This window comes from Xanthomonas nasturtii (assembly GCF_001660815.1).
Taxonomy (GTDB): Bacteria; Pseudomonadota; Gammaproteobacteria; order Xanthomonadales; family Xanthomonadaceae; genus Xanthomonas; species Xanthomonas nasturtii.
Map to the genome: position 1 here is coordinate 38,423 of NZ_LYMI01000011.1, position 12,558 is coordinate 50,980.

Sequence of the window (12,558 nt, forward strand, 5' to 3'; positions counted from 1 at the left end):
TTGTTGCTCGCTCAGTCGCCCTTGTACTGCGCCTCGCTCACCTGCTCCAACCAGGTCACCGGCGAGCCGTCCACTGCCTCGGCAATGGCGATATGCGACATCGCCACAGTGGCATTGGCACCATGCCAATGCTTGACGCCCGGCGGAATCCACACGATATCGCCCGGGCGGATCTCCTGCGCCGGCTTGCCCCACTCCTGCACGCGCCCGGCGCCGGTGGTGACGATCAGGGTCTGGCCCAGCGGATGGGTATGCCACGCGGTGCGTGCGCCCGGCTCGAAGGTAACGGTGGCACCGCTTACCCGTGCAGGCGCATCGGCCTGGAATGGTGCATCGATGCGCACCTTGCCGGTGAAATACTCCGCAGGCCCCACCGCCGATGCCGCCCCGCCCGCCTTGCTCACCTTGATCGGCTTGTGTTCTTCGCCGCCGGGCACGGCAGCGGCCATCATCGACAGCGACATTGCAGTAGCGAACAGATTCATTCCGGTGCTCCTCGATTCGACTAGCCACTGTAGCGCGCTTGCCTGCCGCTATTACCTTGCCGCCACGCATGCACTTCGAAGCACAGCGCATCAATCGCGCGATGCCCAATCAGCCGATGCAGCGGATGGAAAGAGGCAGTGCCGAGGTAGTGGTGCACTCATCTCTTTCTGCCGTAGCGGCCGAGCTGGCGCGGCACACATGCAGCGATCTGCGGCTGCCCGCCACGGCGGTCTGCTGCCGCGCACTCGATAGAGACGGACGTGAAGTAAAACCATCCGTGGATGGGCAACGGCCGTGCGGGCGCGCGACACAGCGTTCGCAGGAATGCTCCCTGCAGGCCCCTGCACCCAAGCGCCGCTAACAAACCTGCTGCGCGCACCGCCAGACGGGCGCGGCCGGTGCTCGGTGCGGCATGGACCACTCCTGCACTGCACTTCTGAGCGCGCCATCCACACCCACCCGACGACTGCTCGCTACATCTTGTTAGCCGCTCTAGAACCCGCTGGGCACCTCGCGTTTCCGGTCGTTCCCGTCCAGTCCCGAACCTGGGCGATACGCACGCAGGAACAATGCCACCGCGCCGCTGACATACGTATCCAGTTGCAACGCGTGCGCATCGTCGCGCATGGCGGCATTGGCCGGCCATCCGGTGATCAAGCCGAAGAAATGCACCGATGCATCCGGCAGGTCGTCGATCACCAATGCGCCGCGTTGCACCTCGCGCGCCAACAGCGTGCGCATCATGCTGTCGTAACGCTCGAAGCACAGCGTCCACATTTCCTCGCGCATCTGGCTGGGCAATAGAGGCGGGCGCACCAGGCCATACGCGGTGTCATCCAGCAGGCTGCTGGCAGACACGCGCAGCACCGCCTCCGCGACCCCAGCCAGGCGTTGCTCCAGCGGCCCGTGCAGATCCAGCAAGGTATTCCAGCGATTGGGCGCGGCGTGCGCCAGCGCTTCCAGGGTGGTGCGGAACAGCACCTCCTTGGACGCGAAATGCGCATACACCGTCGCCTTGGACACCCTCGCGCGCTCGGCGATGGTGTCCATGCTGGTCCTGTCGAAGCCGTGCTGTTGAAACAGCGCGCGTGCCGCCGCCAGGATGGCGCCACGTTTGTCGTGTGGCGCACGCCTGGGCGCAGCGGACGGCGCGTCGTCATCCACGTGGCGGCTCCGCTGGTGGGGTCGCAGTGGCAGTCGGCGCAGCCGATTGCAGCCAGCCGCCACCCATCGCCTTGTAGAACGTCGCCAGGTTGGTGAAGCGCGACAGCTGCGTGGTGATCAGCGTCTGCTGGGCGCTGTACAGCGAACGCTGCGCATCCAGCGCCTGCAGATAGCTGTCCACGCCGCGTTCGAAGCGCGCCTGCGACAAGCGATAGCTATCGGCGGTTGCGTCGACCAATGCCTGTTGCGCCTGCAATTGCCGGCCCAGCGTGTCGCGCTGCGCGAGCGCATCGGACACTTCGCGGAACGCGCTCTGGATCGCTTTTTCGTACTGCGCCACTTCGATAGCGCGGTTGGCCTTGGCCATGTCCAGATTGGCGCGATTACGCCCGGCGTTGAAGATCGGCAACGTCAGCGTGGGCACGAAGCTCCAGGCGCGGGTGCCGGAATCGAACAGATTGGACAGACTGGTGGTGGAGGAGCCCCGCGATGCGGTCAGGCTGATGCTCGGGAAGAACGCCGCGCGCGCCGCCCCGATATTGGCATTGGCCGCACGCAAGTTGCGCTCGGCCTCCAGAATATCCGGGCGTCGTTGCAGCAACTGCGACGGCAACCCGGCCGGCACGCTGGCCAGCACGTTGCCTTCCACGCTAGCGCCATCGGGCAAAACGCGCGGCAGTAATTCCACCGGCACCTGCGTGCCCACCAGCAACACCAGGGCATTGCGGTCCTGCGCCACCTGCGCGGTGTAGCGCTCCACATCCACGCGCGCGGTTTCCACCGTGGTCTGCGCCTGGCGCAAGGTGAGCTGCGAAGCAACGCCCAGCTCGAAGCTGCGTTGCTGCAAGCGATAACTATCGCTCTGGCTGGTCAAGGTGGACTGCGCCAGTTGCAGCAACTGCTGATCCGCCGCCAGCGTCAGATAGGCGGTGGCCACTTCGGCTACCAGGCTGATGTGCGTGCTGCGGCGAGCCTCGGCGGTGGCCAGAAACTGCTGCAGTGCCTGTTCTTTCAGGCTGCGCACGCGCCCGAACAGATCCAGCTCGTACGCACTGATGCCGATGTTGGCGCTGTAGGTGCGAAACACCTGCGGCTGGCCCGGAATCGCCAGTTCCGCTGGTGTGCGTGCGTTGTTGGAAGTGCCGGTGCCCTGCACGGATGGCAGCAACGCAGCGCGTTCCACCCGGTACTGCGCACGCGCCACTTCGATGTTGAGCGCGGCCACGCGCAGGTCGCGGTTGTTCTCCAACGCCAACGCGATCACCTGCTGTAGCGCGGGGTCGGTGAACACCTGCCGCCAGCCGATGTTGGCGATGTCCATCGCCTCACTCGTGCCGGCTTCGGTGGTGTCGCTGGCGTTCGAGGCAATCGTGATATCGGTGCCGGCAAAACGTTCCGGCACCGGCGCGTCGGGCCGTGCATAGCGCGGCATCAGCGTGCAACCAGACAGCACGCTGGCTACCGCGATCGCGGTCAATGTCATGCGAATCGGTTTCATCTCAGTGTCCTGTCGGTTGCGGGGCGGGCGAAGTGGGCTGGGTGCGGCGCTTGAACAGGCCCATCACCAAGACGAAGAACAAAGGTACGAAGAAAATCGCCAGGATCGTGCCGGACAACATGCCGCCGATCACGGCAGTACCCAACGCATGCTGTGCGCCTGCACCGGCACCACTGCCGAGCACCAACGGCACCACACCCAGGACGAAGGCCAGCGATGTCATCAGAATCGGACGCAAGCGCATGCCTGCCGCCTCCAATGCCGACTCGATCAGACTCTTGCCGCTTTCATGCAGCTCCTTGGCGAATTCGACGATCAGGATCGCGTTTTTCGAGGCCAGACCAATCGTGGTAAGCAAGCCCACCTGGAAGTACACATCGTTCATTTTCCAGGTCAACATCGCGCCCAGCAGCGTGCCGAACACACCCAGCGGCACCACCAGGATCACCGAGAACGGAATCGCCCAGCTTTCGTACAACGCGGCCAGACACAGGAACACGATCAGGATCGACAACCCGTACAGCAGGCCGGTCTGGCCGGTCGAGGATTTCTCCTGCCGCGACAACCCGGTCCACTCGAATCCGATCCCCGGCGGCAACTTGGCCGCAGCCGCTTCCACGATCTGCATCGCCTCACCGCTGGACGCCGCACCCGGCAGCGCCATGCCCAGGATTTCCACCGATGGCACGCTGTTGTAGCGCTCCAGACGTGGCGAGCCTGATTGCCAGCTTGCGGTAGCGAAGGCATTGAACGGCACCATCGTGCCGGCGCTGTTGCGCACGAACCAGCGGTCGATGTCCTGCGGATTCATGCGGTACGGCGCGTCGGCCTGCAGCATCACCTTCTTGACGCGCCCCTTGTCGATGAAGTCGTTGACGTAAACGCTGCCCCACGCACTGGAGAAGGTGTTGTTGATGTCGGCAATGGACACGCCCATGGCCTGCGCCTTGTGCGAATCGATCTCCAGCTTGAATTCGGGCGTGTCTTCCTGCCCGTTCGGACGTACCGCCACCAAGCGTTTGTCCTGCGACAGCTCGGCCAGCAGCTGATTACGTGCCTGCATCAACGCCTCATGACCGAGATTGGCGCGGTCCTGCAGCATCAGGTCGAAACCGGTGGCATTGCCCAACTCTGACACTGCCGGCGGTGCGAATGCGAACACCCTGGCATCGCGTATGCCAGCGAAGAAGGCACCCGCCTTGGCAGCAACATCGGTGACGCTCTGGCCCTTGCCGGTGCGCTCGTCCCACGGCCGTAACTTGACGAAGGCAAAGCCCACATTCTGGCCGGTACCGGCAAAACTGAATCCAGACACCGCAAACACGCCGGCGACCGAGTCTTTTTGATCGACCAGAAAGTGATGCTCCACCTGCTTGAGCACCTTAGCGGTGCGCGCATCGGCAGCACCGGGCGGCAGCTGCACCAGCACGAACAAGGTGCCCTGGTCCTCATCCGGCAAAAAACCCACCGGCAATTTCATGAAGCCGAAGACCACCAGCGCCAGCAGCGCCGCATAGGCGAGCATATAGCGCCAGCCCTTGCCCAGCATGTGCCGCACCACGCCCTGGTAGCCGTTGTTGCCGCGATCGAATACGCGATTGAACCACCCGAAGAAACCGGTGGTGGCCAGGCCATGACCTTTTTCCACCGGCTTGAGCAAGGTGGCGCACAAGGCCGGGGTCAGGATCATCGCAACCAGCACCGACAAGGTCATGGCCGAGACAATCGTGATGGAGAACTGCCGATAGATCACACCGGTGGAGCCACCGAAGAACGCCATCGGCACGAACACCGCCGCCAGCACCAACGCCACACCGACCAGCGCACCGGAGATCTGATCCATCGATTTGCGCGTGGCTTCCTTGGGCGAGAGGTGTTCTTCGCCCATCACCCGCTCGACGTTTTCCACCACCACGATCGCATCGTCCACCAGCAGACCGATCGCCAGCACCATCGCGAACATGGTCAGGGTATTGATGGTGAAACCGAACACCGCCAGCACGCCAAACGTGCCCAGCAACACCACCGGAACCGCAAGGGTGGGGATCAAGGTGGCGCGGAAGTTCTGCAGAAACAGATACATCACCAGAAACACCAATACCACCGCTTCGATCAGCGTGTGCACCACCTGCTCGATGGAGATCCGCACAAAAGGCGTGGTGTCGTATGGCTTTTGCACCTTCATGCCGGGCGGGAAGAATTTCTCCTGTTCTTCCAGGCTTTTATCGATCGCACGCACCGTATCCAGCGCGTTCGCACCGGTGGCCAGCTTGATCGCCAGACCGGCCGCCGGCTTGCCGTTGTAGCGGCCCACCGTGTTGTAACTCTCGCTGCCCAGTTCGATGCGTGCCACATCGCGCAAGCGCACCTGCGAGCCATCGGACTGCGTGCGCAGCAGGATGTTTTCGAACTCCTCGGCGGTCTTCAGCCGGGTCTGCGCGGTGATGGTGGCATTGAGTTGCTGGTTGGGCACCGCCGGCAGCGCACCGAGCTGGCCGGCCGAGACCTGCGCGTTCTGCGCCTGGATCGCGGTGCGCACATCCACCGGGGTCAGGCTGAAGTTGTTTAACTTATTGGGATCCATCCACACCCGCATCGCGTACTGCGAGCCGAACAAGGTGGTGTCGCCCACGCCTTCGACGCGGCTGATGGTTTCCTGCACGTTGGCAGCCACGTAATCGGACAGGTCCGAGTCGCTCATGCTGCCGTCTTCGGACGTGAAGGCCAGCACGTTGAGGAAGTTGGTGGCCGATTTGGTCACCGTGACGCCTTGCTGCTGCACTTCCTGCGGCAACAACGGTGTGGCCAGCGACAACTTGTTCTGCACCTGCACCTGCGCGGTGTCCGGGTCGGTGCCGTTTTCGAAGGTCAGGGTAATGGTCACCGCACCACTGGATTCGCTGGTGGAGGCCATGTAGCTGAGGTGATCCAGCCCCTTCATCTTCTGCTCGATGACCTGGGTGACGGTGTCTTCCAGCGTCTGCGCCGAGGCGCCCGGGTAGTTGGCGGTAATGGCAACCGCGGGCGGAGCGATGCTGGGGTATTGCGCAATCGGCAGGGTGGCGATGGACAGGATGCCGGCCAGCATCACGATGATGGCCAGCACCCAGGCGAAGATCGGACGATCGATAAAGAAACGTGCCATGACGTGTGATCCCGCCTCAGTTGGCCGCACGCGGTGCGGTCGGGGCGGAAGGGGTGCCGGCTGCATGAGCGCCCGCAGTCGCGGGCGTGCCCTTGGGCTGCCACGGCACGGTCTTGACCTCGATGCCATCGCGGGCGCGCGAAACGCCTTCCACCACCAGGTGCTCGCCGGTCTTCAGGCCGCTGCGCACCAGCCATTGGTCGCCGACCTCACGATCGGTTTCCAGCACGCGCAGCTGCAGCTTGTGATCGGCACCGACCACAAACGCGGTCGGCTTGCCAGCGCCATTGCGCAAGACCGCCTGCTGCGGCACCAGCACGCCCTGCTCCTTGACGCCTTCCTGCAGCACCGCGCGCACGTACATGCCGGGCAACAGCTCGGCGTTCGGGTTGGGGAACACTGCGCGCAGGGTGATCGAGCCGGTGTTCTGATCCACGGTGACGTCGGAGAACGCCAGGTGCCCCTGCAGCGGATAGGTGCTGCCGTCTTCCAGCAGCAGCGACACCTTGGCCGCGCCATCGCCGGCCCGTTCCAGGTCGCCGCGCGCCATCGCCTGGCGCAGGCGCAATACCGCACTACTGGGCTGGGTGACGTCGATGTAGATCGGGTCCAGTTGCTGGATGGTGGTCAGCGCATTGGCCTGGTTGGCAGTCACCAGCGCGCCCGGGGTCACGCTGGAGCGGCCGATGCGGCCGGAGATCGGCGCATCCAGCCGGGCGAACGCCAGGTTGATGCGCGCGGTCTCCACGCTGGCCCTGCCTGCCGCCACATCCGCCTTTGCCTGGCCCAGCGCAGCGTCGGTGTCGTCGCCTTCCTGCTGGCTGATCGCCTTGATCCGGGCCAGCTCCTTGTAGCGCTCGGCCTTGAGCTGCGCCGTGCGCAGGGTTGCCTCGGCCTTGGCCAGCGTGGCCTGGGCACTGGCATAGCTGGCGCGGTACTGGGCCGGGTCGATCTGGTACAGGGTCTGGCCGGCCTTGACGTCGCCGCCTTCGGTGAACTGGCGCGACTGCACAAGACCGCCCACCTGCGGGCGAATTTCGGCAATCAGGTACGGAACGGTGCGCCCCGGCAATTCGGTGGTCAGCGTCACCGGCTGCTGCTTGACGGTCAGCACGCCCATTTCCGGGGTGCCCTCCTGCGGCGGCGGGCCGCCCGGCGGGCTGCCGCAGGCGCTGAGCAGGGCGGTGGCGGAAACGGCAACAGCAAGCAACGACAGGCGAAACGAAGCATGGGCACGCACGGGCGGGTCTCCAACGGGAGTGATGATGGTTAAATCTAAACGGTACGGTTCGGTATCCTAATAAGCTCATCCGTAGCCGTCAAGCATTTCTGCCCAGTCGGTATACTTATGGATTACGTAGGAGAACCTGATGCGGGTCAGAACCGAAGAAAAGCGCGAGGCCATCATTCAGGCCGCCAGCGAGGTGTTCCTCGAGATGGGCTTCGAAGGCGCGTCGATGTCGCAGATCGCCGCCCGGGTCGGCGGCTCCAAGCGCACGCTGTACGGCTATTTCTCGTCCAAGGAAGAGTTGTTCGTGGCCTTTGCCAAAGACATGTCCGACCGCTACATCGACCCATTGCTGGACGCGTTGTCACAAAGCAGCGGCCCCGTTGCGGAAACCCTGCAGCGCTTTGGCGAGGACATCCTCAGCTTCCTGTGCGCCCCCAGCTCGATCACGATCTGGCAGACCATCATCGGCGTGTCGGGACGGTCGGACGTGGGGGCGCTGTTCTTCAATGCAGGCCCCGAAGAAGGCGTGCAACGCATGGCCGACTTCCTGCAGACGCAGATGGATCGCGGCGTGATCCGCTGCGCCGACGTCCTGATCGCGTCAAAGCAGTTCGCCGCGCTGCTGGAAGCGGAAACCCTGATGCCCTGCCTGTTCGGCGCGCTCAAGGACCCCTCGCCCGAGTATTTGCGCAAGGCGACGCGACGCGCGGTGGATCTATTCCTGGCCGGCTATGGGTGCAAGACCGCCGCCGCGGCGTGATGTGCGGTGGCGTCGTTCGGTAACTTGCAGAGCGCATCCATCGGCAGCGGAGTGCGCGCGTGTGTGTCTATTGCCGCCGGGTCGATAAATCGCCTGTTTCCCAGGCGATCGTCACTCCGCCACCGCGCACTTGGCGCACAGGCCGTGCACTTCCAGCGTCTGCGCCTGCGGTTGGAACCCAAGCGCCTTGGCGCGGGCTTCCAGTTGCGACACCACATCGCGGTCTTCCAGTTCCACTGCACTATGGCAGCGGTCGCAGATCAGGAACGGCACCGAATGCTGGGCGCTGTTGGGGTGGTGGCAGGCGACGAAGGCGTTGACCGATTCGAGCTTGTGCACGAAGCCATTGGCCATCAGAAAATCCAGTGCGCGGTACACCGTGGGCGGCGCATCGGCGCCGACGCCCTTGCCTTCGCGCACCCAGTCCAGCAGCTCGTAGGCCTTGACCGGCTTGCCGGCATCGGCGATCAGCCGCAGCACGTTGGCGCGGATGGGCGTCAGCCGCAGGCCGCGCTCGCTGCAGGCACGCTCCACCGCGCGCACGAAGCCGTTGGCGTCGTCGACGTGGTGGTGCGGTGCAGTGCAGGCGTGTTCGTTGGTTTTCATCACAGGCTCCGGCGGTCAGCCCGCTCCGATCTTGATGAGTGCCGCATCGATGCGTTTCAAGGCACCCTCGCGACCGGCCAGGTACACCGTCTGCGAGATGTCCGGGCTGACCTGGGTGCCGGTGATGGCCACGCGCAGCGGTTGGGCGACCTTGCCCATGCCCAGTTCCAGCGCTGCGGCCGCGTCGTGCAGCGCCGCCGACACGCTCTCCACGCTCCACTCGCTCAGCGCAGCGAGCATCTCGCGCGCCTTGCCCAGCGGCGCTTCCGCACCCAATTTCAGGTGCTTGATCACCGCCGCTTCGTCGTAGGTTTCCAGCGGCTGGTACCAGACTACGGCCTTTTCGGCCATTTCTTTCAGGGTCTGCACGCGCTCGCGCAGCGCCACCACCACATCGGCAGCGGCCGGGCCGGCGGCGATGTCCACCCCCAGCTTGGCAAGCTGGTATTCCAGCTGCGGGGCGATGCTGGCCGGGTCGTCGGTCTTCAGATAGTGCTGGTTGACCCAGCCGAGCTTGGCCATGTCCAGGCGTGCGGCCTTGGAATTGACGTCCTTGACGTCGAACAGGTCCAGCAATTCCTGCGGCGTGAACAGCTCCTGGTCGCCATGCGACCAGCCCAGGCGCGCCAGGTAATTGATCAACGCATGCGGCAGATAGCCGGCGTCCTTGTACTGCATGACGTCGGCCGCGCCGGTGCGCTTGGACAGCTTGGCACCCTGCTCGTCCAGGATCATCGGCATGTGCGCGAACTTGGGCACCGGGGCACCCAGCGCTTCATAGATATTGATCTGGCGCGGGGTGTTGTTGATGTGGTCGTCGCCGCGGATCACCTCGGTGATGCCCATGTCCCAGTCGTCCACCACCACCGCGAAGTTGTAGGTGGGAAAGCCGTCCGGGCGGAAGATCACCATGTCGTCGAGCTCGCTGTTGGCGATCTCGATGCGGCCCTTGATCAGGTCCTCGAACACCACGCTGCCGCCGACCGGATTCTTGAAACGGATGACCCGGTTAGGGTCGTCGCGGTACGGCAGGTTCTGCTCGCGGGCGGCGCCGTTGTAGCGCGGTTTTTCCTGCCTGGCCATCGCCGTTTCGCGCATGGCGTCGAGCTCTTCGCGGGTTTCATAGGCGTAATAGGCCTTGCCTTGGGCCAGCAGCTGCTCGGCGACCTCCTGATAGCGGGCCACGCGTTGGGTCTGGTAGATCGGGCCTTCGTCGTAGTGCAGGCCCAGCCACTCCATCGCTTCCAGGATGGCGTCGATGGCCGCCTGGGTGCTGCGCTCGCGGTCGGTGTCTTCGATGCGCAGCACGAATTGCCCGCCGCGGTGGCGTGCCTCCAGCCAGCAATACAGGGCGGTGCGGGCGCCGCCGATGTGCAGGTAACCGGTGGGGCTGGGGGCAAAACGGGTGCGGCAGGTCATGGAGCGCTCGGCGAAACGGGACTGCGCCGATTTTACCTTGCGCAGCGTGGCCCTGCCCGGCCCACTGCTCAGCGGTTGCGCAACAGGTCGCCGTACACCACGCAATCGCCGCCGCTGCGCGCCGCGCCCGGGGCGTCGTACAGCACCAGCCAGGTAGGAATTTGGCCGGCCAGCTGCTTGGGCAGGTTGCAGATGGCCTCGGCGCGGTCGCTGTCCTTGCCGTGCGGCAGCACCGCCGATTCCAGAAAGTCGTGCTGAAAGCGCACCGGCGCGCGGTTGGCGGCCAGCACGCTGCGCGCATCCGGCCACTTGAACAGCCGGATCTCGCCGTTCAGCACCATGGTCGGCCCGGCCAACAGGTACAGATCGTCGCCGGAGTAATGCAGGTCGCGCACCCCCAGCCCGCCCAGCTGCAGGAAATGCTTGCGCAGCAGCGTGCCGTCTTCGTCCAGCGGCGCCAGGCGCAGATGGTCGCCATGCGCTTCCACCTGGATTTCCAGCAGCGCCGACCAGCCACGCAGCACCGGCCCGCGCAGGCCCAGCAGCAAGCGTTGACCATCGACCACGATGCCTTCGATATCGAAACCGTTGTCCTTGCCGGGAATCTTCAGAAACGGGCCGAAATGTGGGTCGTCGGCCAGCAGTTCGGTGAGCTGGTTGTTCTTTGCATCGCCCTTGAGGCGCAGCGCACGGCGGCCGTCGGCGGCTTCGCGCACCAGCTGCGGGCTGCCGTCTTGCGCGTATTCGATGGGCAGGCAGGCCAGCAGGCGGCGGTTGGCGTCGAGCTTCAGCTTGGTCAGGCGTTTGGCGTTTTCGGCGTCGTCGCGGCCGCGCTTGGCGTTCTTGCGTTTGCTGCCGTGCGAGCCGATCACCCACAGAAATCCGTCCGACAGCCCCATGCCTTCCAGGTCTGCCTCTTCGCCATTTTCGCCCGGCAGATCCAGCAGCTCGGCCAGCGCAAAGCTCTGCCCTTCGCCGAAGCGCAGCGTCTCGCGCTGCACCGGGTCGAGCTTGCGCAGCCGGTCCACCGCGCAGGCTTCGTCGCCGGCCACCCACAGCCAGTCGTCGGTGAACGCAGCACCGGACAGATTGCTGTGCACCAGCGCACCGGGCGCAAATTCGAGCCGGACGCTATGCGGAATGAGGGTTTTCTTGGCCATGGGAACCTGGTGGGTGGCGTTGCAAAGGGTGAGAGTGGCGAAGACAGCGTAGCGCGGTGCCCCGTTGAAGGACGGCGCGGACACGTTGCAGCGTACGCGTAGCAGGTGCGATCGCAAGCATCGACTGCGTCCGCGACGCTGAGCATGAACCTCTGAGGGCCGCGCCTTATCAGGCGAACGTGGCCAGCGTGGCGCGCGCGATGCGTGCACCCAACTGCCCATGCCAATCGCGGTCGTTGGCGACTTGCGCGTGTGCGCGGCTGGCTTCGAATGCGTCGAAGTCCAGCTCCGCAACCGCCCACAGCGCATCGCCGTGCGTTTGCGCCAGTACGCCATCGGCGGGAAAGCCGACATCCATCGGGGCAAACACCGCCGCCTCGCCGGTGTTGATGTCCAACGCAGGGCTCCAGGGCGCTTCGCCGGCGGTCACCGATTGCGCCACAAACACGCGGTTTTCCAGCGCACGCGCCAGGCAGCCGATGCGCACGCGCATGGCACCGGCGGCAGTATCGGTGCAACTGGGCACGATCAGCAGCCGCGCACCGGCCTCGTACTGCGCGCGCACCGGCAGCGGGAACTCGCTGTCGTAGCAGATTGCAATGGCTGCGCGGATGCCGTCCAGGTCGAACACCTTGAGCGCATCGCCCGGCTCGATCAGCCCGGTGGCTTTTTCGAAACCGGTGAGCTGCAGTTTGTCTTGCCAGCCATGCAGGCCCTCGGGGGTGAACCAGTCGCTGCGATTGCGGTAGCGGCCATGCCCCGGATCCAGCAGAAAGCTGCCGGCGATCAGGTGCACCTGATGCTGGCGCGCCAGGCCGGCAAACAGTTCCAGCCACGGCGCGCGCAGCGCCTGGATGGCCGCAAACGATTCGGGCAAGCCGGCGGAAACATGCGTGCCGAAGGTCGCGCCCAGCTCCAGCGACAGGTATTCGGGCAGCACCACCACCCGCGCACCGGCCGCGGCAGCCTCGCCGACCAGGGCCGACTGGTGCGTGGCAAACGCGGCGAAATCGGCGGGTTTGCCGATCGGGTATTTGGCGACGGCGATTTTCATCTGGTGGCCTTATTGCTGTGGATCGATAGAGAACG

At 64.9% G+C, this 12,558-nt stretch carries 10 protein-coding genes and 1 other RNA gene; 2 read left to right on the top strand and 9 right to left on the bottom strand.

Annotated features, from left to right (window positions below; genetic code table 11):
- Window positions 1–11: 11 nt before the first annotated feature.
- Window positions 12–485 (bottom strand): (R)-mandelonitrile lyase, encoded by a 474-nt coding sequence (locus tag A7D16_RS05540; RefSeq protein WP_064630612.1) that lies wholly within the window; start codon window positions 483–485, stop codon window positions 12–14.
- Window positions 486–898: 413 nt separating this feature from the next.
- Between A7D16_RS05540 and A7D16_RS05545 the strand changes: the two genes are divergently transcribed.
- A non-coding RNA gene (locus A7D16_RS05545) (sX9 sRNA) lies at window positions 899–975 on the top strand.
- 3 nt (window positions 976–978) lie between these two features.
- Here the strand turns inward: A7D16_RS05545 and A7D16_RS05550 are convergent.
- From A7D16_RS05550 to A7D16_RS05565, 4 genes are read right to left on the bottom strand one after another with little or no spacing between them, the layout of a single operon-like run.
- Entirely contained in the window at window positions 979–1,650 is a 672-nt protein-coding gene (locus tag A7D16_RS05550) for a TetR/AcrR family transcriptional regulator (protein WP_064630614.1), read from the bottom strand.
- On the bottom strand, window positions 1,643–3,148 hold the full coding sequence (locus A7D16_RS05555; RefSeq protein ID WP_064630616.1) for an efflux transporter outer membrane subunit: 1,506 nt from the start codon (window positions 3,146–3,148) through the stop codon (window positions 1,643–1,645). Before A7D16_RS05555 ends, A7D16_RS05550 begins: the two co-directional genes overlap by 8 nt.
- Before the next feature lies 1 nt (window position 3,149).
- A complete protein-coding gene (locus A7D16_RS05560; RefSeq protein ID WP_064630618.1) occupies window positions 3,150–6,293 on the bottom strand; it encodes an efflux RND transporter permease subunit in 3,144 nt (1,047 codons plus the stop codon).
- 16 nt (window positions 6,294–6,309) lie between these two features.
- Window positions 6,310–7,533 carry an efflux RND transporter periplasmic adaptor subunit gene (locus tag A7D16_RS05565; RefSeq protein WP_064630620.1) on the bottom strand — a complete coding sequence of 408 codons (1,224 nt, stop codon included), beginning with the start codon at window positions 7,531–7,533 and terminating at the stop codon, window positions 6,310–6,312.
- Window positions 7,534–7,663: 130 nt separating this feature from the next.
- Here A7D16_RS05565 and A7D16_RS05570 point away from each other — a divergent pair, with 130 nt between their 5' ends.
- Window positions 7,664–8,284, top strand: a complete 621-nt coding sequence (locus A7D16_RS05570) for a TetR/AcrR family transcriptional regulator (protein ID WP_064630622.1) — start codon at window positions 7,664–7,666, stop codon at window positions 8,282–8,284.
- Window positions 8,285–8,395: 111 nt separating this feature from the next.
- Here the strand turns inward: A7D16_RS05570 and A7D16_RS05575 are convergent, their stop codons facing one another.
- From A7D16_RS05575 to A7D16_RS05590, 4 genes are all read right to left on the bottom strand, one after another.
- On the bottom strand, window positions 8,396–8,890 hold the full coding sequence (locus A7D16_RS05575) for a transcriptional repressor (RefSeq protein ID WP_064630624.1): 495 nt from the start codon (window positions 8,888–8,890) through the stop codon (window positions 8,396–8,398).
- 15 nt (window positions 8,891–8,905) lie between these two features.
- A complete protein-coding gene (gltX, locus tag A7D16_RS05580) occupies window positions 8,906–10,309 on the bottom strand; it encodes a glutamate--tRNA ligase (RefSeq protein WP_064630626.1) in 1,404 nt (467 codons plus the stop codon).
- Between the two features lie 68 nt (window positions 10,310–10,377).
- Window positions 10,378–11,469 (bottom strand): DUF3616 domain-containing protein, encoded by a 1,092-nt coding sequence (locus tag A7D16_RS05585; protein ID WP_064630628.1) that lies wholly within the window; start codon window positions 11,467–11,469, stop codon window positions 10,378–10,380.
- A gap of 169 nt (window positions 11,470–11,638) precedes the next feature.
- Window positions 11,639–12,523 carry a carbon-nitrogen hydrolase family protein gene (locus A7D16_RS05590; protein ID WP_064630630.1) on the bottom strand — a complete coding sequence of 295 codons (885 nt, stop codon included), beginning with the start codon at window positions 12,521–12,523 and terminating at the stop codon, window positions 11,639–11,641.
- Window positions 12,524–12,558 lie beyond the last annotated feature (35 nt).